The sequence below is a fragment of the Kitasatospora sp. NPDC085464 genome (assembly GCF_044541955.1).
Taxonomy (GTDB): Bacteria; Actinomycetota; Actinomycetes; order Streptomycetales; family Streptomycetaceae; genus Kitasatospora.
In genome coordinates this window covers 1-22,911 of record NZ_JBITTM010000035.1, presented here as the reverse complement: position 1 = coordinate 22,911, position 22,911 = coordinate 1, and the positions used below count along the sequence as shown (strand labels likewise).

Here is a 22,911-nt window from a genome sequence, read left to right as displayed (position 1 = left end):
GCTAACGTGCACGATGTGACTGCTGAATCCACCTCGCTCGAATCCACCTCCCCGGCGACCGGCGCCGTGGCCACCGGTCTGGCCACCATCGCCGCCGACGGCACCGTCCTCGACACCTGGTACCCCGCCCCCGCGCTGGCCGCCGAGCCCGGCCCGGCCGGCACCGTCCGCCTGACCGCCGAGCAGGCCGAGGCCGAGCTCGGCGCCGGCGCGGCCGAGGCGCTGCGCGCCGACGCGCGCCGCGGCGTCGAGGTGGTCGCCGTGCGCACCACCATCGCCTCGCTGGACGAGAAGCCGCTCGACACGCACGATGTGTACCTGCGCCTGCACCTGCTCAGCCACCGCCTGGTCAAGCCGCACGGCCAGAACCTGGACGGCATCTTCGGTCTGCTGGCCAACGTCGCGTGGACCAGCATCGGCCCCGTCCCGGTGGACAAGGTCGAGCAGACCCGCCTCGCGGTGCGCGCCCAGGGCGGCCAGCTGGCCGTCTACGGGATCGACAAGTTCCCGCGGATGACGGACTACGTCGCCCCGGCCGGTGTGCGCATCGCCCACGCCGACCGCGTCCGGCTCGGTGCGCACCTGGCCGTCGGCACCACCGTGATGCACGAGGGCTTCGTCAACTTCAACGCCGGCACGCTGGGCACCTCCATGGTCGAGGGCCGGATCAGCGCGGGCGTCGTCGTGGGCGACCACAGCGACATCGGCGGCGGCGCCTCGATCATGGGCACCCTGTCCGGCGGCGGCAAGCAGGTCGTCTCGGTCGGCGAGCGCTGCCTGCTCGGCGCCAACGCGGGCATCGGCATCTCGCTCGGCAGCGACTGCGTGGTCGAGGCCGGCCTCTACGTCACCGCCGGCACCCGGGTCACCACGCCGGACGGCACGGTGGCCAAGGCCGTCGAGCTGTCCGGCCAGGACAACCTGCTGTTCCGTCGCAACTCGCAGACCGGCGCGGTCGAGGTCATCGCCCGCTCCGGCTCCTGGGGCGGCCTGAACGCGGACCTGCACGCCCACAACTGACCTGCGGGCAGCGACCATCGGGGTCCGGCGCCGGGCGGCGCCGGACCCCGCTCGCGTTCCCGGGGCTCCGGTCGCGGTCACCAGGCGTCGGTCGCGGTTCCCGGGGGTCGCCAGCGTTGCCCAGGCCCCGCTCGCGTTCCCGGGGCTCCGGCGGGGTTGCCCGGGGCTCCGACGAGGTCAACGCGTCCGGCGACGCCTCACACCCCGCGGGGCTTGCGGTGCCGCCCCGGCGCCTTCTCCGGCCGCTGCGCCCGGTGGGCGAGGTGCACCCGGCCGTCGCCCTCGATCCCGTGCAGGATCCGCTGGGCGGCGGCGTAGTCCTCGGCCACCGTCTCCGGCAGCCACTGGTACCCGTCCCAGCGCACGATCAGCCTCGGCTCGCGCGGTGCCACGTGGGCACCCCGCGAGCGCTCGTCCACGAGCCGTACGGCCCGCAACTGACCGACCGGCCGCAGTCGTTGCTCCCGCCTGGCCGCCCATGACGCCAGCGGTTCCTCCTCCTCGTCCATCGCCCCAGTCTGGCCTCCGGACGCCGTCGGCCGACAGCCGTGTCACTCGACCGGGCGACGGGCGTTCCGGCCCCTCGTCTCCCTTCGTTCCTCCGGCCTCCCTTCCTTACCCTTCCGTCACTCCGGCCTCTCCGGTCTCATCAACTCCTGAGGATCACCAGCCGCTGGGTCGCCCGGGTCATCGCGACGTAGCGGTCGACGGCTCCCTCGACTCCCCCGCCGAACGCCTCCGGGTCGACGAGGACGACCAGGTCGAACTCCAGCCCCTTCGACAGCTCCGGGGTCAACGACCGGACCCTGGGCCGGGCCCGGAAGTCCGGTGCGCCGATCACGCAGGCGACCCCCTCCGCGTGCTCCGCGAGCCAGCCGTCCAGGACCGCGTCCAGCTCCGCCACCGACCCGTGCGTGACGGGGACGCCGCTGCTGCGGACGGAGGTCGGCACGTTGGCGTCCGGCAGCGCGGCCCGGATGGCGGGCTCGGCTTCGGCCATGACCTCCTCCGGTGTCCGGTAGTTGATGCTCAGCGAGGCGACGGTGGTGCGGTCGAGCCCGATCCGCTCCAGCCGTTCCTGCCAGGACTCCGCGAAGCCGTGCCTGGCCTGCGCGCGGTCCCCGACGATGGTGAAGCTCCGGGACGGGCAGCGCAGGAGCAGCATCTGCCACTGCGCGTCGGTCAGTTCCTGGGCCTCGTCGACGACGATGTGCGCGAACGGACCGGCCAGCGGCTCCGGGTCGGCGACGGGCAGGGCGGTCTCGTCGACCAGGGTGTCCTGGAGGTCCCGTCCGCGCAGCATCGTCACCGCGCCCTCGCCGTCGTCGTCGGCCTGGAGCAGGTCACCGATGACATCGGCCATGCGGGCGCGTTCGGCGGCGACCGCGGCCTCGCGCCGGCGCTGCCGCCGGGCCGCCTCCGGATCGCCGAGCCGGTGCCGGGCGGCGTCCAGGAGCGGGAGGTCCGACAGCGTCCAGGCCTGGGGCGCGTCCTTGCGCCGCAGCTTGCGGACCTCCTCCGGGTCGAGCCAGGGCGCGCACATCCGCATGTAGGCGGGCACCGACCAGAGGTCGCCGACCAGGTCGGCCGCTTCGAGCAGCGGCCACGCGCGGTTGAGGGTCTCCACCAGTTCGCGGTCCTGCCGCAGCGACCGGCGGAACTGCTCGGGCGGCACCTCCTCCTCGTCCGCGTCCAGCTTGTCCAGCAGGATCGCGGCGAGCTCGTCCCAGATCTGCTCGCGCGCCTCGTTGTGCGGGGTGCCCGGCTCCGGCGCGTCGAACGCGTCCGCCCAGTCCTGGGCGCTCAGCCAGAGCTCGGACCAGTGGGTGGTGACCGCCATCCCCTCGGCGGGCGGCTCCTCGTAGAACCGGACGGCCTTCTCGATCGCCTGCACCATGTCGACCGAGGACTTCAGCCGGGCCACCTCCGGATCGGCCTCGGCCCCGGCCGTCGCCCCCTCGGCGACGAGGTCCCGCACGGTGCAGGTCTGCACGCCCTCCTCGCCGAGGCTCGGCAGGACGTCCGCGACGTAGGACAGGTAGGGCTGGTGCGGGCCGACGAACAGCACACCGCCGCGCCGGTGGCCGAGCCGCGGGTCGGAGTAGAGCAGGTAGGCGGAGCGGTGCAGCGCGACGACGGTCTTCCCGGTGCCCGGGCCGCCGTCGACCACGAGGGCACCGCGGGAGCCGGCCCGGATGATGGCGTCCTGGTCGGCCTGGATGGTGGCCAGCACGTCCCGCATCCGGGCCGAACGGTTGCCGCCCAGGCTCGCGATGAACGCGGACTGGTCGTCCAGCGCGGCGTGCCCCTCCAGGGCCTCGACGGTGAACACCTCGTCCCAGTAGTCGCTGATCCGGCCGCCGGTCCAGCGGTACCTGCGGCGGCTCGCCAGCCCCATCGGGTCGGCGTGGGTCGCCGCGAAGAACGGCTCGGCCGCGGGCGAGCGCCAGTCGACCAGCAGCCGGCGTCCCTCGCTGTCGGTGAGGCCGAGCCGCCCGATGTACACCGGCTCGGGGTCGTCCGCGCCGACGACGTGCCCCAGGCACAGGTCCAGACCGAAGCGGCGCAGCGCGCGCAGCCGACCGGTCAGCTTGTGGACCTCGACGTCCCGGTCCATCGCCTCCCGGCCGAGGCCGCCCGGCGCCCGGCGCAGGGTGTCGAGGCGGTCGGACAGCTCGGCGATCGCCTGCTCCAGGCTCTGCGCGACGGCCGTGAAGTGCCGCTCGTCGCCTCCGATCAGCGCCGGGTCGGCCTTGGCGGCGAGACGGTCGGGGAGGTCGAACGCGCTGGTGGTGAGGGGGGTCATGGCATCAGCTCCGATCTGAGGCCTGCGATTGTGCGCCACCACGGGGGCCTTGCCGCAAGACCCCCGGTGCGCTATATGTTGAGAGTGGCAAGGGGTGGGTTCTCCCCCTGGCGCCTCTTCCGATCCTCCTTCCGCCGTCTCGGACGGCACCCCTTTCCGCTACTCCGGGCAGCGCCCTCCGGCACCCGGGCGCCTACCCCGGCGCCTACCCGACCGGCACGGACACCTCCGGGACCCCGGCCGCGCCGGGCGCCCGGTAGCCGGCCGTCCGTGCCGGCCCTGTCGGCCCGCCCTCGCTCCTGCCCTCGCCCGGCGAGCCGGCGTCGTCCGGCGGACCGAGGTCGTCCGGCGGACCGGCACGCTCCGGTACGCCTCCGCCGCCCGGCGGGTCGAGCCGGACGAGTAACGGCGAAGCGCAGTCGGCGCGTTCGGGCACGGCCCCGCCGAGCGCCGTGCACGCCGGCCCCTCGGCCCGGCCCGCCGCCTCCAGCAGCCGCCCGGCCAGGTCCTTGCACTCCGACACCGCGTCGACCCCGTCGATGCACGTCCAGTAGAGGCCCTCGGTGTCGGCCCCGCAGGCCAGCACCACGAGCGTCTCCCCGACCTCGTGCAGCAGCCCGTCCAGCGCCCCCAAGGCCGTTGCCGGCTCCCCGAGTTCGGTGAGCCGCGCCGCCCGGCCACCGCTCACCAGGGCAGCCCGGACGACCGAGCGGTCCAGACAGACCGCCGCGTGCGCCCCGGCCTCGGAGAGCTGCCGGCCCAGGCCGGTCAGCTCCTCGTCCTCCGACTCCGCCAGCCGGGCGCCCACCGCCTCGGTCAGCAGCGCGGCCTGCCGCGCCTCGGCCAGTACATCCGGTACGTGCCTGGCCTCGGCCAGGGCGTGCCGGGCCGTCCTGATCAGTCGCAGCGCCTCCATGGCCACCGCTCCTCTCGCTCGCTGTCGCCGTCGACCGGGCCGCCGAGCGGGCGGCCGGATGGTCACGGCGACAGCGTGCGAGGAAGGGCGCGGGCTCGCATCCGCCTTGTCGGAAGCTGTGGAAAACTCCCGGGTTGTGGATGACTTCCGTCCCTCACAAGGGTTGGTCGTCCACCTCCGGGTTGACGTCGGCCGATCCGTCCGGCACCGGGAAGCGGTGTTCGTTGCGCTCGATCTTGGCCGCGAGGACCGCCAGCGGATCCACCCCGACCGCCGTGCAGAACTGCAGCAGGTAGGCCAGCACGTCCGCGACCTCGTCGCGGACCCGGTGCGCGCGCTCCGGCTCCGACATCACCTCGGCGGCCTGCTCGGGCGTCAACCACTGGAAGATCTCCAGCAGTTCGCCCGCCTCCACGCTCAGCGCCGCCGACAGGTTCTTCGGCGTGTGGAAGGGCTCCCACCGCCGGGCCGCCGCGAAGTCCACCAGCCGTGCCTGCAGGGCTTCCAGGGTCGGCTCCCCCGGTCCCGTCACTCGTTCGTTCACCCCTCCAGGTCTACCCCATCGCCGCCCGCCGCCGACCCGGCCCCGTCCGCACCCGGCCGTTCCCCCTCCGCGACCCCGTCGGCCGCCTCCCCGCGTCCGCCCTGGACGGGCACCCGGGCCGCCTCCGGCCGCAGGACGGTGAACCCGGAGTCCGGATCCCGCCGGCACTCGACCACCGCCGCCGCGCCCGGCCGCACCTCCCCGGAGCGCGCGTCCCCGGAGCCCGTGCCCCCCGAGCGCACCTCGCCCGGCCTCGCCCCGCCCGCTCCGCCCAGCGCCTCCCGCACCGCCGCCGGCTCCTGCAGCGCGGCCAGCACCCGCAGCTGGCTGCGCTCCGCCATGTCCCGCGCCAGCCGCAGCAGCGAGGCGGCCTGCTCGGTGGAGAGCCCCGCCCCCAGGTCCTCGGCCAGCACGGTCAGCTGCCGGTGCGCCCACGGCACCTCGGCGGCCACGTCGAGGTCGAGCACCCCCGCCCCGGTCAGCAGCACCGCGGCGAAGGCGAGGTGGCGCAGCATGCCGTCGGAGGCCTGATCGGCCCCGGTCCGCCCGAGGACGCCCTCGTCGAAGACGGCCAGGACGCGCCGCACGCCTTCGTCGCTCTCGCGCTCGGCCACCGTGAGCCCGAGCAGCGGGTGCGGCGCGGCGGACTGCACCACGCGCAGCAACTGCCCGTACCGGCGCTGGCACTCGTTGCCCAGCCGGGCGATGACGGCGGAGATGTTCGCGGCGTTGCCGCGCAGCCGGGCCTGCGGGTCGGCCCGGGCCCAGCCCCGCATCAGCGCGGGGACGGGGTGCAGCGGGAACACCTCGCGCAGCGCGGTGAGCAGGTCCTCGGCGGCCGCCAGGACGAGGCACTCGCCGGCGGACGAGCCCGCGACCCGCAGCGGCAGCTGTGCGGTGATCATGGTGCCGCTGGGGAAGGGCGCCCGGATGTCGCCCTGCCGGGTGTCGTTGTGCCAGCAGACGTTGACCCGCCGGTGGCGGACGTCCTGCTCGCCGGTGTCCACGAGCGTGCGGCCGTCGAGGGTGAGCGACTCCCGGGCGATCCGGACCGGACCGTCGGTGCGGATCACCACGTCGAGCCGGATCCGGCCGTGCGGTGACCGGACGGTGCAGCCGAGGATGATCGCGTCCCGCCCGTGCGGGACGCAGCCGTCCAGGCCGCCCCGGACGGGCAGGGCGAGCGGACCGGTGCGGTCGGGCAGCCCGTCCAGCGAGTCGGCGATCTCCTCGCCGAGCGCGAGCCGGGACAGCACCGCCAGCGCGTCGAGGGCGTTGGACTTGCCGACCCCGGCGGGCCCGTGCAGCACGGTGAGGGGCGCGAGGGGCAGGACCGCGCGCCGGTAGGACTTGAACGAGGTGAGCCGGAGCTCCTCGACGGTGGGGCGTGGCACGGGCGAGCGGTCGGGCCCCGGGGCGTCCGGTCGAACGGGGGCCGGCCCGGCGGGCCTGGTGGCGTCGCGGTTCACCCGTCGGACGTTAGCCTCAGGCCGACCGGCAGAAACGTGCCTGCTCAGCAGATTCATCCCAACGTGGCGCCTCACCCCGACGCGATGACCGCGCGTCCCGTCCGCGCCGCGCCTGGCCTCGCCTCGGAGCGCAGCGCCTCGGAGCACCTCGCCTCGCCTCGCCTCGCCCCGCCTCGCCTCGCCTCGCCTCGCCTCGCCTCGCCTCGCCCAGGAGCGTTCCGAGCCCCGAGGTGCTCGGAGCGGCCCGGGGCGCGCGCCGCAGCGCTCAGCGCCGGTAGGCGGCCACCGTCACCGAGGCGGTCACCTCGACCGGGTCCGGCAGCGCCGTCAGCGCGGCACCGAGCCGCTCCGGATCGGTGTGCCAGGCGCTGGGCCCCATGCCGACGACGGTGCGCACGTCCTGCGGGTCGAGCCGCAGCGTGAACTCGACCTCCCGCCGCCCCGCCGGCGTCAGGTACGGCCCGAGCTTCTCGTCGATCCGCCGCTGCTTCTCCTCGTCCACCGACAGCAGCCCCAGCGCGTCCACGAGTTCGCCCAGGTGGCGGGCGGTGGGCGAGACCAGCAGCAGCGTTCCGCCGGGGCGCAGCACCCGGCGGATCTCCGGCCCGTTGCGCGGGGCGAAGACGTTGAGCATGAGCTCGGCGGAGGCGTCGCGCAGCGGCAGCGGGCGCCAGGCGTCGCAGACGACGGCGCCGATCCGCGGGTGCGCCTTGGCGGCGCGGCGCAGCGCGTACTTGGAGATGTCGAGGGCGGCGCCGACCCGGTCGGGCAGGGCGTCGAGGACGTGGGCCAGGTAGTGCCCGGTGCCGGCGCCGAGGTCGGCGACCAGTCCGTCGGGCTCGTCGGCGGGTGCCGCGGCGGAGGCCTCGGCCAGGGCGTCCGCGATGGGCCGGTAGTGCCCGGCCGCGAGGAAGTCCGCCCGGGCGGCGACCATCTCGGCGGTGTCCCCGGTGCCGGTGTGGGCGTCGCCGGCGAGGAGGCTGACGTAGCCCTGCTTGGCGAGGTCGAAGCTGTGCCCGGCGGGGCAGCGCAGGCTGCGGTCGTGCCGGGTGAGGGGCTGCGCGCAGAGGGGGCAGGCCAGGTAGCGCTCGATGTCCTGCAGCAACGTTCCGTCTTCTCTCGCCGTACGCCCCGGCGGGTCGGGGCGCCAGCCAGCCTAACGACCCGGGCCGCCCACCGCCCCGGGCCGACCGCGCGCGAAGCGGCCCGGCACCTGGCCCGACGCCCCGCCCCGCCCCGCCCCGCCTACCGCGCGCCCCGCCCACCTCCCGTGCCGCCTACCGCCCCTGCCCGTGCCCCTGCCCCGCGAGTGGCCGCGCCCGCTCGGCCGCGACCCGCAGCGCGAGCGCGGCGAGCGCCTCGGGCGCGCCGGGCCTGCCCCGGACCCCCGGGAAGGCGTTGACGTCCACGATGACGGGCTCGGCGGGCCCGTCGAGCAGGTCGACCCCGTACACGTCGAGCCCGAACACCTCACCCACCCGCAGCGCGAGCGCGGCCCGCTCGGCGGGCGGTTCCCAGTCCGCGGCCTGCCCCGGCTCCCCCGACCCGGAGGCGAGCTCGGACCGTCGCCGGGCGGCGAACACCTGCCCGTCGATCACCCACAGCTTCTGGTCCCACCCCGTCCCGGGGACGAACGGCTGGGTGACGACGGGCTCGTCGGCCCAACGCTCGGCGAGCTCGCGGAGCCGGGCCGGGCCGTCGACCCGCGCGACCAGGTCGTGCCGTCGGCTGTGCCGGCTCTTGAGCACGAACGGGTAGGCGGGTGCGGCGAGTTCGCCCAGCAGTCCGGCGGCGGCCGTCGCCGCGAACGGCAGTCCGGCGGCCCGCGCGAGGCCGGCCATCCGCACCCGGTCCTGGCAGAGTTCCGTCGCCGCCGCCGAGTTGACCACCGGCGCGCCCCGGCGCTCCAACTCGCCGGCCAGCGCCATCGCCCGGGGCGTACGGGCCTTGAGCAGGTAGACGTCGGCGAGCTCCCCGGCCGGCACGAGCTCCTCCGCGGGCGCGGCCTCCCCCGTCGGCCCGAGCCCCTCCGCCTCCGCGGCCTCCCCCGCAGGCCCGGCGGGCGGAACGGCCACCACCTCGTGGCCCCGCTCCACCAGCAGCGCGGCCGTCGCCGCCAGCACCGGGTGCCCCGGATCCCCGGCGATCAGCCCGATCCTCACAGCAAGTCCCCTTCACCGAAGCCCAGTTGGCCCAGTTGCCCGTACGGCGCACCGCCCGCCGACACCAGCGCGGCCGCGGGCGCGCCGGGCACCGAGACGGCCGTCCCGCTGCGTGCGAGCCGCAGTACTGCTTGGGCGACCCGTGCCACGGCGTCCGGCACCTGCCGGAAGCTCGGGAAGTCGTTGATGTCGACCACCACCGGCCCGTCCGGCCCGAGCAGCACGTCGACCCCGTACAGGTCCAGCCCGAAGACCTCGCCGACCTGCGCCACGATCCGCGCGACGCTCCCCGGCAGCGGCACCTGCCGCTCCCGCACGCCCTGCCCGGGGTGCAGCGGGGAGGAACGTTCCGTCGCGAAGAGCTCGCCGTCGACGCAGTACACCTTGAGGTCGGTGCCGGAGTTCGGCACGTACGGCTGCGCGATCAGCAGCCCCTCCCCGACCAGCTCCGGCCCGACCTCCAGCAGGTGGTCGGGGCTGTGCACCAGCCGGACGGCACGCCCGGAGCTGCCGTCCGCGGGCTTGACCACCAGCGGGTACTCGGCGGCCGGGATCTCCGCGAGCCGCTCCCACCGCGCGGCGGCGTACGTCATCGGAACCGGCAGCCCGCGGGTGCTGCCGATCACCGCGGCGAGTGCCTTGTCCCGGACGCCGCGGATCGAGCGCACGTCGTTCACCGTGGTGAGGCCGACGGCTGCGGCCGCCTCCAGCAGGGTCAGCCCGGGGCCGCCGGAGACGGTCTTGAGCACCCAGGCGTCGTGGCTGCCGGCCCGGACGGCCTCGGAGATCGCCAGCAGCGAGTCCCCGGGGCGCAGCACGTCCACCCGGTGCCCCCACGCGGTGAGCTGACGCGCCACGTCGAGCGGCATGCCGTCGTGCCGGTAGTGTTCCTCCACCAGAAAGCAGAGCCTCATGGGCCTGTCTTCCCCCTTGCCTCGCCGAGTGCAGACGTCCGCCGTCCCCCTCGGCAGAGCTGTAAAAGCATCAGCATGCACGCTGTGTGCGCACAAGATCGCTGCGGGCCGGTAAGCGTTCGGCAACAATCGCCGTCCGGGGCGCGACGCACGACCCCCGCCGGCCGGACCGGCACGCCGCGGAACACGCCGCAAAACCGGTGGCAGGCACGCCCGGGTCCCTGCTTGGATGCACGCCGTGACTCCTGCCGATCAAGCTCCCGACCGCCCGCTGCTCGACGAGATCGAGCGCTACTACGACGCCGCGCCGCGCAGCTCCGCCCGAGCCGAGGACTTCGGCCCGCTGACCCTCTTCGTCCGCGCGGCGGACACCGGATGGCACTACTACGCCCGCCCGACGCTCGGCCACGACGGCCCGGCCGCCACCGCCGAGGACGTCCGCCGGGTGCTGGAGCGGCAGCGCGAGCTGGGCGCGCCGGAGGCCTTCGAGTGGGTGGCGGAGCAGAACCCCGCCCTGCGCGCGGCCGTCGAGGCGGCGGGTCTGACGGTGCACGAGCACCCGCTGCTGGTGCTGGGTCCGCAGGACGAGTCGGTTGCGGCACCGATCACGGCGGAGCGGACCGAAGTGCGGGTGCTGGCCGCGGACGCGCCCGAGCTGGCGCAGGCGGTGGCCGTCCCACACGTGGCCTTCGGCGCCCCGGGCACCGCCATCGGCGCGGCCGGCGCGGACGAACTGGCGGCGAGCACGGCCACGTTGACGGCCGACGGCGGGGTGGCGCGGATCGCGCAGCGGATCTCCGACGGCGTCACCGTGCAGGCCGCCGCGCTGGAGGACGGCACCGTCCTGTGCTCCGGCCAGTACAACCCGGTGGGCCCGGTCGGCGAGGTGGTCGGCGTGGGCACCCTGCCCTCCGCCCGTCGGCGCGGCCTGGGGCTCGCGGTCACGGCGGCCCTGGTCGCGCACGCCCGGGCCAACGGCGTACGGACGGTTTTCCTGTCCGCCTCCGACGAGGACGTCGCACGGATCTACCGCCGGGCCGGCTTCCGCCCGTTCGCGACGGCCCTGATCGCGGAGGCAGCGTCACCCCGGGCCTGAGGACCACGGCCGGGCCGCGGGGCGCAGCGAACACGCCCCCCGGCACGGCACGTGGGGACGGCCGGGAACAGGACGCGGACGGCGGGACGGCGCGGGCGGCGGTCAGTCGTCGTCCTCGTCCTCCTCGTCCGTACCGCTGACGCCCTCCCCCTCGGCCTCGTCGACCACCCACGCCGCCAGCCGCTCGGAGACGCCGGACACCCCGAGCCGCCCCTCGCGGATGGCCCGGGAGAGGCTGCGCACCTCGCGGGCGGTGGTGGCGATGGTGCAGCCGCTGGCGACGAGGTAGGCGTACGCGACGGCGGTCGCGAAGAGCTCGTTGGTCTTCTCCAGGGCCGGCACCCGGATCAGCTGGTGCATCAGTGCGGCGGCACGGTCCTGCGGTTCGGGGTAGACCGCGATGTCGAATATCTCGGCCTGGTGCCGGGTGACGGCCGCGAGCAGCGAGCCGTAGTCGGTGACCTGCGGATCACCGGGCGTGTACTGCTCGGCGGTCATGAGCAGCCACGAGAGGTCGACCTCCAGGTTCAACGGCGCACGTCCTGGAGGTCGCCCGGCTCCCCGAACTCGGCGAGGAACGCGGTCTCGTACTCCTTCATGAACTGCGCCGCCGCGTCGACGAAGGCGCGTCCGGACTCGCCCATGTCCTGCTGGACCAGGCGCTCGATGTACTGGTTCATGCTGATCCCCTGCTGCTCCGCCCGTTCCCGGGCCATCTCCGCGGTCGTGGCGTCCACGCGGACGTTCAGCTGCTTCTTGGCCATGCCCTTCAAGCTAGCGCCGAAGTGCTAGCACAACAAGGGCGCACGCCCACCGCCCGCACACCTGCCGCACGCCCCCTCGCAACCTCCCCGTCACCGAAACCTTCACCGAAGCCGTCACCGGAACCTTCACCGGCACCGTCGTCCGAGCCGCGGCCGGAGCCGCCCCGCGACCGTGCGTGGCCGCCCCGCGGTCGTCCGTGGCCGTCCGTGGCCGCGGGGGGACCGCCCATCTTCCATACCCGCCCACCGCCGCCCCACCCCCGGCAGGACGAGCGAGACTTGAAGAGTCCTTCACCATCCGGGACTCTGATCTCCCCTGAGCGTTCCACTGAGCGGCACCGACCGGTGTGGAGGCCGGCAATGACAGCCATGTTCGACCAGGAGCTGCGCGAGCAGCTCGCCCAGGCCCGACGGGACCTCGCGGCGGCGCGGGCCGAAGGGGACGCCGACGGCGTCCAGGCGTACGAGGGCCGGATCGCCTCGCTCCTCCGGCTCGCCTCCCAGCACGGCATCCACCTCCCGCACAGCGTGGACGAGGAGGAGCGCAACGAGCCCTGACCGCCCCGTCCCGCGACCACGACGCGCCTGACCCGCCCCAGCCCGGCCCGACCCACGGCCGGCGGTTTCGACCCGCCCCGACCTGACCGAGCCCGACCAGCGACCACGACCGCCCCACCGCGCCCCGCAACGACGAGGAGGCGGCACCCGTCGAGCGGGCACCGCCTCCTGGGTCCGACCGGACACCGGCCGAACGGGTCACTCCCCGGTCGGCTCCAGGATCGCCACGCACTCGAAGTGGTGGGTCATCGGGAACAGGTCGAAGGCCCGCAGCGACACCGGACGGTAGCCGCCCTCGCGGAAGAACTTCAGGTCGCGGGCGAGCGCCGCCGGGTCACAGGCCACGTACGCGATCCGGCGCGCCTCCAGGCCGACCAGGTGCGCGACGGTCTCGCGCCCGGCGCCCGAGCGCGGCGGGTCCAGGACGATCAGGTCGGTCGCCGTGATGCCGGTGCGCGGCAGCAGCGTCTCGACCCGGTCGCACTCGATCCGCACGTTGTCCAGCGCGGCCAGGTTGTGCCGGGCGTCGACCACGGCCTGCTTGGCGGACTCGATGCCGAGCACCGCGCCCTCCTCGCCGACCCGGTCGGCCAGCGCACCCGCGAACAGGCCGACGCCGCAGTACAGGTCGAGCGCGTTCTCGCCCCACTGCGGGTCCAGGCCGTCCAGCACCGCGTCGACCAGGGTGTCCGGCGCCTCCGGGTGGATCTGCCAGAAACCGCCGTTGCTGACCCGCCAGGTCCGCCCGGCCGCCCGCTCGCGCACGAAGCTGCGCCCGTGCACCTTGTGCACGTCGCCCTGGTCGTCGATCCGGGCGATCGACACCGGCTTGTCCAGCTCGACCAGCGGCAGCTGGGCGCCGTCGCGCGGGGTCAGCACCACCTGGCGGTCCGAGGAACCGGTCGCGGCGATCACCTCGACGCTCGCCACGCCCGGCCAGTCGCGGGACTCGATGCCCAGCTCGCTGACGCCCTCGGCGGCGATCAGGCAGCGGTCCACCGGCTGCACCTCGTGCGAGCGGTGCTTGCGCAGGCCGACCTTCCCGGTCTCCGGGTCCACCGCGTACTGGACCCGGGTGCGCCAGGCCGGCACCTGTCCGGCCGGGAGCTTGCCGCCGACCGGCTCGACGCTGCCGTCCCAGCCCGCCTCGGCCGGGGTGAGCCCGGCCAGCTTGGCCAGCTGCTCGGTCAGCACCGACGCCTTGAGCTTGCGCTGCCCACCGGGGGTCACGTGCTGCCAGTCGCAGCCGCCGCACTTGCCGGGGCCGGAGAACGGGCAGGGCGCCTCGATCCGGTCCTTGGCGGGCTCCAGGACCTCCACCGCGTCGGCCCGCAGGAACCGCGAGGTGGTGGTGCCGTCGGTCACCTGCACGACGACCTTCTCGCCGGGCAGCGCGTGCCGCACGAACAGCACCCGGCCCTCGTGCCGGGCCACGCAGTGGCCGCCGCCGTGCGCGACCGGGCCGACCTCGACCTCGTACCGCTGTCCGGCCAGCGGCTCCCCGGTCGGTGCCTCGGGCCGCGGCGCCCGCGCGGCGGCGGTGCGCAGCGCCTTGGGCGGCCGCACCGCCTGCTTGCGCGGCGCCTTCCGAGCGGCACCGGCGGCACCGCCCGCACCAGCGGCACCGGCCGCGCCCTTCCCGGCGCCCTTGCCACCCTGGCCCTTGCCGGCGCCCTTCTCGGCAGCGCCCTTCCCCGCGCCCTTCCCCGCCGTGTCCCGGCCCGGCTTCCGGTCCTCCGACGGCACCTGCTCCCCGGGGACGATCGGCGCGGTGCGCGCGGTCAGGCCGTCACGGTCGGTGGCCTCCGGACGGGACGGCCGGCCCCAGCGCGGCCGGGCGACCTGCCCGGGCTGGGAGCCGCCCCGGCGGGAGCCCTTGCCGGAGGAGCCCGAGGAGCGGGGCGGAGTGTTGCGGGTCACTGGGAGGAGTCCTTGCTGAGCTCGGAGGAGTCACCGGCACTCGCACCGGTGGAGACGGAATCCTTCGACTTTACGGCCTTCGGCGCCCGAGGCTCGCCACGCCGGACGGCGCCCGGCGCCGACCAGGCCTTCTGCGGCTTGCGCCGCTCGGAGGATTCCAGCTGCCAGGGCACCGAGGTGACCATCACACCGGGCTTGAACAGCAAGCGCCCCTTGAGCCGCAGCGCGCTCTGGTTGTGCAGCAGGTGCTCGTACCAGTGGCCGACCACGTACTCGGGGATGTAGACCGCGACCACGTCCCGCGGGCTGCTGCGCCGCAGGTTCTTCACGTAGTCCAGGACCGGTCCGGTGATCTCGCGGAACGGCGAGTCCAGCACCTTGAGCGGCACATCGATGCCGCGCTCGTCCCACTCCTGCCGCAGCGCCGCGGTGTCGGCCGGGTCCACGTTGACCGTGACGGCCTCCAGGGTGTGGGCGCGGGCCAGCTGGGCGTACGCGAGGGCCCGCAGCGCCGGCTTGTGCAGCTTGGAGACCAGCACGATGGCGTGCACCCGGGTGGGCAGCACCACGTCGTCGGGCTCCTCCGCGGCGATGAGCTCCTCGGAGACCCGGTCGTAGTGGCGCCGGATGCCCTTCATCATCACGAACAGCACGACCATCGCCGCGATCGCGATCCAGGCGTGGCCGATCTTGGTGACCAGGACGACGATCAGCACGGCCATGGTCATCACCAGGCCGAAGGCGTTGATCGCCCGGCTGCGCTGCATACGGCGGCGCTCGGCCGGGTCGGTCTCGGTGCGCAGCAGCCGCGTCCAGTGCCGGATCATCCCGGACTGGCTCATGTTGAACGAGACGAACACACCGACGATGTAGAGCTGGATCAGCCGGTTCGGGTCGGCGTCGAACGCGAAGATGAACAGGATCGCCGCGATCGCCAACAGGATGATGCCGTTGGAGAACGCCAGCCGGTCGCCGCGGGTGTGCAGCTGGCGGGGCAGGTAGCGGTCCTGGGCCAGGATCGAGCCGAGCACCGGGAAGCCGTTGAAGGCGGTGTTGGCGGCCAGCACCAGGATCAGGCCGGTCACGGCGGCGACGAAGTAGAAGCCGGGCGTGAAGTTGCTGAACACGGCCTCGCTGATCTGGGCGAGCGCGGTCTTCTGGTGGTAGTCGGCGGACGCGCCGCCGAGCTGCTCCGCCGGGTTCTCGGCCATCTGGACGCCGGTCAGGCGGGCCAGCCAGATGATGCCCATGAACATCACCACGGCGATGCTCGCCATCATCAGCAGCGTGGTCGCGGCGTTCTTGCTCTTGGGCTTGCGGAAGGCCGGCACGCCGTTGGAGATCGCCTCCACACCGGTGAGCGCGGCACAGCCGGAGGAGAACGACTTCAGCAGCAGGAACACCAGGGCGAATCCGGCCACCGACTCGTTGCCGGGGGTGGGGGTGAGGGTGAAACCGGCGCTCTCGGCGGGCATGTCCTGGCCCAGCACGAAGTGCCGGAAGAACCCGAAGCCGACCATGCCTATGACGCCGATCATGAAGGCGTAGGTGGGAACGGCGAAGGCGGTTCCGGATTCGCGCACACCGCGCAGGTTCATGCCCATCAGCACGACGACCACGATCACCGACAGCGTCAGTTCGTGGCCCCGCAGCGCGGGGACGGCGGACACGACGTTGGCGACGCCCGAGGTGGTGGACACGGCCACGGTGAGCACGTAGTCGACCATCAGCGCGCTGGCGACGACCAGACCGGCGGCCGGCCCGTGGTTGACGGTCGCGACCTCGTAATCACCGCCACCGCTGGGGTAGGCGTGCACGTTCTGCCGGTACGAGGCGACCACGGCGAGCATCACGATCGCCACGACGACGCCGATCTGCCAGGAGAAGTGGATCGCCGAGACGCCCGCGACGGAGAGGGTGAGCAGGATCTCCTCGGGGGCGTACGCGACCGAGGAGAGCGCGTCCGAGGCGAAAACGGGTAGCGCGATCCGCTTCGGTAGCAGCGTTTCACCGAGCTTGTCGCTGCGCAGCGCGCGCCCGATCAGGATGCGTTTCGGGAGGTCTTTCGGCATAGGCACGTTAAGGAATCGTAGGGGCTCCCCGGTCAAGGCTCCGCCGTTTGTCCCCCCCTTCGTCGCGACTGCGTTCTACGGACCGGCTAGCGTGTCGGATACGAGTCGGTGGGCAACACTCGGGTTGTGAGGTGTTGCCGGGGCCGGCGCCCCACGAGAACGCTCGCCCCGGACGACCGGGCGGGAAAGGGAGATGAACGGTGTTTGCGCAGGTCAGTACCCCGACGGAACGGGTGAGGTAGCGCCGGTGCACATCGTCATCATGGGCTGCGGCCGCGTGGGCTCGGCCCTCGCGAGAGCGCTGGAGAAACAGGGCCACTCGGTGGCCGTGGTCGACCAGGACCCGACCGCCTTCCGCCGACTGGGCGCCGGGTTCAACGGGCGCCGGGTCACCGGTGTCGGCTTCGACCAGGACACCCTGCGCGAGGCGGGCATCGAGGAGGCCGGCGCGTTCGCCGCGGTCTCCAGCGGCGACAACTCCAACATCATCGCCGCGCGGGTGGCCCGGGAGAACTTCGGCGTCGAGAACGTCGCCGCCCGGATCTACGACCCCCGCCGCGCCGAGGTGTACCAGCGCCTGGGCATCCCGACCGTGGCGACGGTCCGCTGGACCGCCGACCAGATGCTGCGCCGGCTGCTGCCGAGCGGCGCCGAGCCGCTGTGGCAGGACCCGAGCGGCGGCGTGCAGCTGGCCGAGGTCGCGTACGACCCGCGCTGGATCGGCCACCGGTTCGGCGAGCTGGAGGAGGCCTCCGGCGCCCGGGTGGCGTTCGTCACCCGACTCGGCGAGGGCATCCTGCCCACGCCGCAGATGGTGGTGCAGGAGGGCGACCTGGTGCAGGTGATGCTGCGCCGGGCCGACCTGACGGCCGTCGAGGCCGCGTTCGCGCAGGGGCCGAAGGAGGAGGGTCACTGATGCGGGTCGCCATTGCCGGGGCCGGTGCCGTGGGCCGCTCGATCGCGGGCGAGCTGCTGGAGAACGGCCACGAGGTTCTGCTGATAGACAAGAACCCGAACTCCATCTCGGTGGAGCGGGTGCCGATGGCGGAGTGGCTGCTGGCCGACGCCTGCGAGATCACCTCGCTGGACGAGGCCGCCCTGCAGCGCTGCCACGTGGTGATCGCCGCGACCGGCGACGACAAGGTCAACCTGGTCGTCTCGCTGCTCGCCAAGACCGAGTACGCGGTGCCGCGGGTGGTCGCCCGGGTGAACAACCCCAAGAACGAGTGGCTCTTCAACGAGTCCTGGGGCGTGGACGTGGCCGTGTCCACGCCGCGCCTGATGTCCGCCCTGGTCGAGGAGGCCGTCAGCGTCGGCGACCTGGTCCGCCTGATGCGCTTCAGCCAGGGCAACGCCAACCTGGTCGAGCTGACCCTGGCCTCCGACACCGAGCTGGTCGGCACCCGGGTCGGCGACGTGGCCTGGCCGCCGGACACCGCGCTGGTGACGATCATCCGCGAGGGCCGGGTGCTGGTGCCGGGCAAGGACGACACCCTGGAGGGCGGCGACGAGCTGCTCTTCGTCGCCGCGCAGGAGCGCGAGGAGGAGCTGGAGGAGCTGCTGTCGGCCACCACCGGCGCCCAGTGACGACGGAACCACGGCCGAGGGCCCGCACCCTGATGGGTGCGGGCCCTCGGCCGTGTGCGGAGGCGGCTACTTCGCCGGCTCCTCCTCGTCGTCGTCGTCCAGCTGCGCCTTGATCGGCGGCGGCGCCTTCAGCAGGATCTGCCAGGTGACGTACATCGCCAGCAGCATCGGCGGGATGCCCAGGGCGACCTTCAGCCAGCCCAGCAGGTTGACGTTGTGGGTGAAGTACAGCGGGAAGAGGATCACCGGCTTGAGGCCCATGATCACCACCCAGGCCCAGGTCGCCCTGGTGTAGGCGGCGAGCCGGCCCGGGTTCTCCTTGCGCCAGGTGAACATCTCGCCGGTGATCGGGCCGAGCATCACACCGATCATCGGCCAGCGCACCAGCGCGGAGGTCGCCAGGGCGATGCAGTAGCCGACGTTCCAGAGCAGGCCGGGCAGGTAGAAGTCCTCGGCCCGGCCGCTCTTCATCGAGATCCAGGCGCCGAGCGCGACGCCGAACACCCCGCTGAAGGCGTGCTGGATGGTCTCCCGCTTCGCCAGCCGGGCCACCACGAACAGCGCGCTCAGGCCGAGCGCGGCCCACGCCGAGGTGCTGACCTGGTGGGTGAGGTTGTACGTGACGATGAAGACCAGGCCGGGCAGCGTCATGTCGATCATGCCGCGCACGCCGCCGAAGGCCTTCAGGACGGTGTCGGCGGCCTCCTTGGAGGCGGCCTGACGGGCGGCCTCCTCGGCCTTGCGGGCGGCGTCCCGGGCCGCCGCGTCGTGGGACAGGTCGAGCTGGGCGGCATCGCCGCCGGGCTGGTTGCTCACGCTCATTCGCTCCCGTGTCCGACCGGACGCAGCTCGTAGCGGGGGTTGAACAGCACGCGGCGCCCGCGCGCGTGACCGATCCGGCCGCTGGCGACCAGCCTGCGGCCGGGCTCTATGCCCGCGATCGAGCGACGGCCGAGCCAGACCACGTCCAGGGCCTCGGTGCCGTCGAAGAGTTCGGCCTCCAGGGCCGGCACCCCGGCCCGCGGGCGCAGCGTCACCGTGCGCAGCGTGCCCGCGACGGTGACCAGGGCGCGGTCCGCGCAGCCGGCGATCGGCGTGCACCCCGACTCCGCGGCGCTCTCCTGGCGCAGGTCCTCGGCCTCCAGCTCCTCGGTCGAGGAGGTCAGCCGGCTGAGCATGCGGCGGAACCGCCCCTGCGGCTGGCCGCTGCTGTTGTCACCACTCATGTCGGAAGGGTACCGGTTTCCGGGCCCCCGGCGGCAGGTCGTTCAGCCGCCGGGGGCAACGGCGGTCAGCTCTCGAACCGGTATCCCATTCCCGGTTCGGTGATGAAGTGGCGCGGGTGCGAGGGGTCGCGCTCCAGCTTCCGACGCAGCTGGGCGAGGTAGACCCGCAGGTAGTTGGTCTCGGTGCGGTAGGCGGGGCCCCACACCTCCTGGAGCAGCTGGGTCTGGCTGACCAGTCGCCCGGCATTGCGGACGAGGACCTCCAACAGGTGCCACTCGGTCGGGGTGAGCCGCACGTCCGCGCCGTCCCGGTTGACCTTCTTGGCGGCGAGGTCGACGGTGAAGCTCTCGGTGACGACCAGCGAGTCCGCCTCCCCGGCCACCGGCTCGGCCCGGCGCACCGCGGCCCGCATCCGGGCGAGCAGCTCGTCCATGCCGAACGGCTTGGTGACGTAGTCGTCGGCACCGGCGTCCAGGGCCTCGACCTTCTCGTCCGAGGCGTGCCGGGCCGACAGCACGATGATCGGCACCCGGGTCCAGCCGCGCAGGCCCCGGATCACCTCGACCCCGTCCATGTCGGGCAGGCCCAGGTCGAGGACGACCACGTCCGGGTGGCGGGCCGCGGCCAGCTCCAGGGCGCTCGCGCCATCGTGGGCCGCGTCCACCTCGTACTTGCGGGCCTTGAGGTTGATCACCAGCGCGCGGACGATCTGCGGTTCGTCGTCCACGACGAGGACCCGGGTCATTTACGGGCTCCGCCTTTCAGGGCTGTCGGACTTGGGGCTGTCGGACTTGGGGGCTGTGGAACTGGCGTGCGGCACTGCGTGCGGCACGGGGCGGCGGGCGGGCCGCCGGATCTCATGTGATCAGCTCCGAGAGCGGACCGCTCCCGTCGCCGTGCGGCTCACCCGGCTCCTCCGGCTCCGGCGGCCGTTCGACGGCCGGCAGGCTGACCACCATGGTGAGTCCGCCGCCCGGGGTGTCCTCGGCGGTGACGCTACCGTCCATCGCCTCGACGAAACCGCGCGCCACCGCGAGCCCGAGGCCCACCCCGGCGCCGCGCGGCGCGTCCCCGTAGCGCTGGAACGGCGCGAAGATCTTCTCCTTCGCGTCCTCGGGCACGCCCGGCCCGCGGTCGACGATCCGCAGCTCGACCCGGCCCGGCAGCCCCGGCTGCTCCAGCGCGTCGGCCTTGATCAGCACCTTGACGCCGTCCGGGCTGTACTTGACGGCGTTCTCCACCAGGTTGGCCAGCGAGCGCTCCAGCAGCCCGCCGTCGGCCCGGATCATCGGCAGCGTCTCCGGGACGTCCAGGCGGACGGACTCCGGCGGCACCCCGCCGAGGGCGAACGGCACCACCTCGTCCAGGTCGGTCTCCTGGATCAGCGGGGTGACCGTCCCGGTCTGCAGCCGGCTCATGTCGAGCAGGTTGTTGATCAGGTGGTCCAGCCGGTCGGCCCCGGCCTCGATCCCGGCGAGCAGTTCGGCCTCGTCCTCCGGGTCCCAGTCGACGTCCGCCGCACGCAACGAACTCACCGAGGCCTTGATCCCCGCCAACGGGGTGCGCAGGTCGTGCGAGACGGCGGCCAGCAGGGCGGTCCGGATCCGGTTGCCCTCGGCCTCCCGGCGGGCCGAGGCGGCCTCCCGGGCCAGTCGGCGGCGCTCCAGCACCACCGCGGCCTGCGCGGCGAAGGCCCCGAGCAGCCGCCGGTCCGCGCCGGGCAGCACCCGGCCGCGCAGCACCAGCGCCAGGCTGTCGCCGACCGGGACGTCCACGTCGGCCTCCTCCGGCCGCTCCGGCGGCCGCGGCCCGGCAGTGGCCACCGGCACCCAGGGGCCGAGCGGATCCGGGCGCTCCAGCAGCGCGGCGCTCTCCTGCCCGAAGGTCTCCCGGACCTGCTCCATCAGCGCGGTCAGGACCCCGTCCCCGTTCGGCGCGCCCCGCAGCACAGTGCCGGCCAGCGCACTGAGCGTCTGCGCCTCGGTCTGGCTGCGGGCAGCCTGGTGCGTCCGCCGGGCCGCCAGGTCCACCACGGACGCCACCGAGATGCCGACGATGGTGAATATGGCCACCGCCATGATGTTCTGCGGCTCGTTGATCGTGAAGGTGTGCAGCGGCGGCGTGAAGTAGTAGTTCAGCACCGAGGAACCGACCAGCGCCGAACCGACCGCCGGCAGCAGCCCGCCGACCAGCGCCGCGCACACGGTCAGCGACAGGAACAGCAGCATGTCGGTGGAGAGCCCCAGCCCGCCGATCGCCGTCAGCACGACCGCCAGCACCGGCGGACCGGCCAGGCCGATCAGCCAGCCGGCGACGGTGCGGGTCCGGCCCAGGTCGGTGGTCCGGCGGACGGGAATCCTGCCGCGTCCGTGCCCGGCGTGCTCGTGGGTGACCATGTGGACGTCGATGTCCCCGGCCTCCCGGGTCACCGTGGTGCCGACGCCCGGCCCGTACAGGTACTGCCAGCCGGGCCGGCGGCTGGTGCCCAGCACGATCTGGGTGGCGTTCACACCGCGGGCGAAGTCCAGGAGACCGCCGGCCGGGTCGTCGCCCAGCACGGCGTGGAACGAGCCGCCGAGGCTCTCCACCAGCGCCCGCTGCTCGATCAGCGTCTGCGGCGAGCCGGGGCCGACCAGGCCGTCCGAACGGGATATGTGCACGGCGAGCAGCTCACCGCCGGAGACCCGGGCCGCGATCCGGGCCGCCCGACGGATCAGCGTCGCCCCCTCGGGCCCGCCGGTCAGGCCGACCACGATCCGCTCCCGGGCCTGCCAGGTGCCCTCGATGCCCTGCTCGGCCCGGTACTTCTGCAGGTACTCGTCCACCCGATCGGCGGTCCAGAGCAGCGCCAGCTCGCGCAGCGCGGTCAGGTTGCCCGGGCGGAAGTAGTTGGCGAGCGCGGCGTCGATCTTCTCCGGCGCGTACACGTTCCCGTGCGCCAGCCGTCGCCGCAGCGCCTGCGGGGACATGTCGACGAGCTCGATCTGATCGGCCCGCCGGACCACCTCGTCCGGGACGGTCTCGCGCTGACGCACCCCGGTGATGCCGGCCACGGCATCACCCAGCGACTCCAGGTGCTGCACGTTGACGGTGGAGATCACGTCGATCCCGGCCGCCAGCAGCTCCTCGACGTCCTGCCAGCGCTTCTCGTTGCGGCAGCCGGGGACGTTGGTGTGAGCCAGCTCGTCCACCAGCGCCACCTGCGGACGGCGGGCGAGGACGGCATCCAGGTCCATCTCGGAGAACCTCGCGCCGCGGTGCACCACCTGCTGCCGCAGCACGACTTCCAGCCCGGCGACCATGTCCGCGGTACGCCGGCGGCCGTGGTCCTCGACGAACGCCACCACGACGTCCGTGCCGCGTTCGTGCCGCCGGTGCGCCTCGGCGAGCATGGCGTACGTCTTGCCGACCCCGGGGGCCGCCCCGAGGTAGATGCGCAGCCTGCCTCGTCCCATGAGCACCATTCTTGATCCGGCCATGCCCGGGAGCCACCCCCGGACATCTGTTCCCCCTCCCTTCGAGACTACGGCGTGAGCAGCGATTTTCCGCTGATCAGTCCACCGATCGGGCGGTTTTAGCGACATATTGACGGTGGACCAGCCACTCGGCGGGGGTCACTCGGGGGTCATATGGTCGTCGCACGGGGTCACGCGACGGGGAGCCGGCCGGCTTCCGGGAAACGATCCGGGAAAGCACGCCGGGAGAAAGTCCCGGGAAACGCGAAGAACCCCCATCCGGAAACCGGATGGGGGTTCTTCAGCAATGATTGTTCGGCGGCGTCCTACTCTCCCACAGGGTCCCCCCTGCAGTACCATCGGCGCTGTGAGGCTTAGCTTCCGGGTTCGGAATGTAACCG

The 22,911-nt window shown here is 73.8% G+C and carries 21 protein-coding genes and 1 rRNA gene; 5 read left to right on the top strand and 17 right to left on the bottom strand.

Annotation, left to right across the window (positions count from 1 at the left end):
* Window positions 1-15 precede the first annotated feature (15 nt).
* Entirely contained in the window at window positions 16-1,020 is a 1,005-nt protein-coding gene (gene dapD, locus ACIGG8_RS28645) for a 2,3,4,5-tetrahydropyridine-2,6-dicarboxylate N-succinyltransferase (RefSeq protein WP_396551682.1), read from the top strand.
* A gap of 197 nt (window positions 1,021-1,217) precedes the next feature.
* On the opposite strand, the gene ACIGG8_RS28640 is transcribed toward dapD, so the two are convergent.
* The 8 genes from ACIGG8_RS28640 to ACIGG8_RS28605 all read right to left on the bottom strand — a co-directional run bounded on the left by ACIGG8_RS28640 (window position 1,218) and on the right by ACIGG8_RS28605 (window position 9,831).
* Complete coding sequence (locus tag ACIGG8_RS28640; protein WP_396551681.1) at window positions 1,218-1,529, bottom strand: DUF6087 family protein; 312 nt, start codon at window positions 1,527-1,529, stop codon at window positions 1,218-1,220.
* Between the two features lie 140 nt (window positions 1,530-1,669).
* Complete coding sequence (gene helR / locus ACIGG8_RS28635; RefSeq protein WP_396551680.1) at window positions 1,670-3,826, bottom strand: RNA polymerase recycling motor ATPase HelR; 2,157 nt, start codon at window positions 3,824-3,826, stop codon at window positions 1,670-1,672.
* 205 nt (window positions 3,827-4,031) lie between these two features.
* The gene (locus ACIGG8_RS28630; RefSeq protein ID WP_396551679.1) at window positions 4,032-4,742 is read right to left on the bottom strand and encodes a DUF6099 family protein; all 711 of its coding nucleotides are present in this window, start codon (window positions 4,740-4,742) and stop codon (window positions 4,032-4,034) included.
* Window positions 4,743-4,896: 154 nt separating this feature from the next.
* Window positions 4,897-5,286 (bottom strand): nucleotide pyrophosphohydrolase, encoded by a 390-nt coding sequence (locus ACIGG8_RS28625; protein ID WP_396551678.1) that lies wholly within the window; start codon window positions 5,284-5,286, stop codon window positions 4,897-4,899.
* Window positions 5,283-6,680, bottom strand: a complete 1,398-nt coding sequence (locus ACIGG8_RS28620; protein WP_396551677.1) for an AAA family ATPase — start codon at window positions 6,678-6,680, stop codon at window positions 5,283-5,285. The genes ACIGG8_RS28625 and ACIGG8_RS28620 overlap by 4 nt, the downstream gene beginning before the upstream one ends.
* A gap of 340 nt (window positions 6,681-7,020) precedes the next feature.
* On the bottom strand, window positions 7,021-7,860 hold the full coding sequence (locus ACIGG8_RS28615; RefSeq protein ID WP_396551676.1) for a putative RNA methyltransferase: 840 nt from the start codon (window positions 7,858-7,860) through the stop codon (window positions 7,021-7,023).
* Window positions 7,861-8,032: 172 nt separating this feature from the next.
* Window positions 8,033-8,917, bottom strand: a complete 885-nt coding sequence (locus ACIGG8_RS28610) for a RimK family alpha-L-glutamate ligase (RefSeq protein WP_396551675.1) — start codon at window positions 8,915-8,917, stop codon at window positions 8,033-8,035.
* Complete coding sequence (locus ACIGG8_RS28605) at window positions 8,914-9,831, bottom strand: RimK family alpha-L-glutamate ligase (RefSeq protein ID WP_396551674.1); 918 nt, start codon at window positions 9,829-9,831, stop codon at window positions 8,914-8,916. The genes ACIGG8_RS28610 and ACIGG8_RS28605 overlap by 4 nt, the downstream gene beginning before the upstream one ends.
* A 229-nt stretch (window positions 9,832-10,060) precedes the next feature.
* Here ACIGG8_RS28605 and ACIGG8_RS28600 point away from each other — a divergent pair, with 229 nt between their 5' ends.
* Window positions 10,061-10,927, top strand: a complete 867-nt coding sequence (locus ACIGG8_RS28600; RefSeq protein WP_396551673.1) for a GNAT family N-acetyltransferase — start codon at window positions 10,061-10,063, stop codon at window positions 10,925-10,927.
* 102 nt (window positions 10,928-11,029) lie between these two features.
* Here the strand turns inward: ACIGG8_RS28600 and ACIGG8_RS28595 are convergent, their stop codons facing one another.
* The gene (locus ACIGG8_RS28595) at window positions 11,030-11,458 is read right to left on the bottom strand and encodes a fic family toxin-antitoxin system, toxin component (protein ID WP_350526056.1); all 429 of its coding nucleotides are present in this window, start codon (window positions 11,456-11,458) and stop codon (window positions 11,030-11,032) included.
* Complete coding sequence (locus tag ACIGG8_RS28590) at window positions 11,455-11,691, bottom strand: toxin-antitoxin system HicB family antitoxin (protein WP_350526055.1); 237 nt, start codon at window positions 11,689-11,691, stop codon at window positions 11,455-11,457. The genes ACIGG8_RS28595 and ACIGG8_RS28590 overlap by 4 nt, the downstream gene beginning before the upstream one ends.
* Window positions 11,692-12,051: 360 nt before the next feature.
* Between ACIGG8_RS28590 and ACIGG8_RS28585 the strand changes: the two genes are divergently transcribed.
* Window positions 12,052-12,249, top strand: coding sequence for a hypothetical protein (locus tag ACIGG8_RS28585; protein WP_396551672.1), 198 nt, complete (start codon window positions 12,052-12,054; stop codon window positions 12,247-12,249).
* Window positions 12,250-12,447: 198 nt separating this feature from the next.
* Here ACIGG8_RS28585 and ACIGG8_RS28580 read toward each other — a convergent pair whose 3' ends face one another.
* The gene (locus ACIGG8_RS28580) at window positions 12,448-13,797 is read right to left on the bottom strand and encodes a class I SAM-dependent RNA methyltransferase (protein ID WP_396551728.1); all 1,350 of its coding nucleotides are present in this window, start codon (window positions 13,795-13,797) and stop codon (window positions 12,448-12,450) included.
* A 368-nt stretch (window positions 13,798-14,165) separates the two neighbouring features.
* Window positions 14,166-16,241 carry an APC family permease gene (locus tag ACIGG8_RS28575; protein ID WP_396551727.1) on the bottom strand — a complete coding sequence of 692 codons (2,076 nt, stop codon included), beginning with the start codon at window positions 16,239-16,241 and terminating at the stop codon, window positions 14,166-14,168.
* A gap of 247 nt (window positions 16,242-16,488) precedes the next feature.
* Here ACIGG8_RS28575 and ACIGG8_RS28570 point away from each other — a divergent pair, with 247 nt between their 5' ends.
* Window positions 16,489-17,157: a TrkA family potassium uptake protein gene (locus tag ACIGG8_RS28570; protein ID WP_350526053.1), complete on the top strand. Its 669-nt coding sequence runs from the start codon at window positions 16,489-16,491 to the stop codon at window positions 17,155-17,157.
* Window positions 17,157-17,828, top strand: coding sequence for a TrkA family potassium uptake protein (locus tag ACIGG8_RS28565; protein ID WP_350526052.1), 672 nt, complete (start codon window positions 17,157-17,159; stop codon window positions 17,826-17,828). The genes ACIGG8_RS28570 and ACIGG8_RS28565 overlap by 1 nt, the downstream gene beginning before the upstream one ends.
* 66 nt (window positions 17,829-17,894) lie before the next feature.
* Here ACIGG8_RS28565 and ACIGG8_RS28560 read toward each other — a convergent pair whose 3' ends face one another.
* The 5 genes from ACIGG8_RS28560 to rrf form a co-directional block, all read right to left on the bottom strand.
* Window positions 17,895-18,644 carry a DUF3159 domain-containing protein gene (locus ACIGG8_RS28560; RefSeq protein WP_396551671.1) on the bottom strand — a complete coding sequence of 250 codons (750 nt, stop codon included), beginning with the start codon at window positions 18,642-18,644 and terminating at the stop codon, window positions 17,895-17,897.
* Window positions 18,645-18,646: 2 nt separating this feature from the next.
* A complete protein-coding gene (locus tag ACIGG8_RS28555; protein ID WP_350526050.1) occupies window positions 18,647-19,054 on the bottom strand; it encodes an OB-fold nucleic acid binding domain-containing protein in 408 nt (135 codons plus the stop codon).
* A gap of 65 nt (window positions 19,055-19,119) precedes the next feature.
* Window positions 19,120-19,800, bottom strand: a complete 681-nt coding sequence (locus ACIGG8_RS28550) for a response regulator (protein WP_049657530.1) — start codon at window positions 19,798-19,800, stop codon at window positions 19,120-19,122.
* A gap of 112 nt (window positions 19,801-19,912) precedes the next feature.
* Window positions 19,913-22,510 (bottom strand): ATP-binding protein, encoded by a 2,598-nt coding sequence (locus tag ACIGG8_RS28545; RefSeq protein ID WP_396551670.1) that lies wholly within the window; start codon window positions 22,508-22,510, stop codon window positions 19,913-19,915.
* A gap of 313 nt (window positions 22,511-22,823) precedes the next feature.
* Window positions 22,824-22,911 (bottom strand): 5S ribosomal RNA (rrf, locus tag ACIGG8_RS28540); the annotation flags it as partial.

Bases quoted from the DNA above. Each gene is read 5' to 3' on its own strand.
- ACIGG8_RS28640 (WP_396551681.1), bottom strand. From the start codon at position 1,529: ATGGACGAGGAGGAGGAACCGCTGGCGTCATGGGCGGCCAGGCGGGAG.
- helR (WP_396551680.1), bottom strand. From the start codon at position 3,826: ATGACCCCCCTCACCACCAGCGCGTTCGACCTCCCCGACCGTCTCGCC.
- ACIGG8_RS28630 (WP_396551679.1), bottom strand. From the start codon at position 4,742: ATGGAGGCGCTGCGACTGATCAGGACGGCCCGGCACGCCCTGGCCGAG.
- ACIGG8_RS28605 (WP_396551674.1), bottom strand. From the start codon at position 9,831: ATGAGGCTCTGCTTTCTGGTGGAGGAACACTACCGGCACGACGGCATG.
- ACIGG8_RS28600 (WP_396551673.1), top strand. From the start codon at position 10,061: ATGCACGCCGTGACTCCTGCCGATCAAGCTCCCGACCGCCCGCTGCTC.
- ACIGG8_RS28590 (WP_350526055.1), bottom strand. From the start codon at position 11,691: ATGGCCAAGAAGCAGCTGAACGTCCGCGTGGACGCCACGACCGCGGAG.
- ACIGG8_RS28585 (WP_396551672.1), top strand. From the start codon at position 12,052: ATGACAGCCATGTTCGACCAGGAGCTGCGCGAGCAGCTCGCCCAGGCC.
- ACIGG8_RS28575 (WP_396551727.1), bottom strand. From the start codon at position 16,241: ATGCCGAAAGACCTCCCGAAACGCATCCTGATCGGGCGCGCGCTGCGC.
- ACIGG8_RS28565 (WP_350526052.1), top strand. From the start codon at position 17,157: ATGCGGGTCGCCATTGCCGGGGCCGGTGCCGTGGGCCGCTCGATCGCG.
- ACIGG8_RS28555 (WP_350526050.1), bottom strand. From the start codon at position 19,054: ATGAGTGGTGACAACAGCAGCGGCCAGCCGCAGGGGCGGTTCCGCCGC.
- ACIGG8_RS28550 (WP_049657530.1), bottom strand. From the start codon at position 19,800: ATGACCCGGGTCCTCGTCGTGGACGACGAACCGCAGATCGTCCGCGCG.
- ACIGG8_RS28545 (WP_396551670.1), bottom strand. From the start codon at position 22,510: ATGGGACGAGGCAGGCTGCGCATCTACCTCGGGGCGGCCCCCGGGGTC.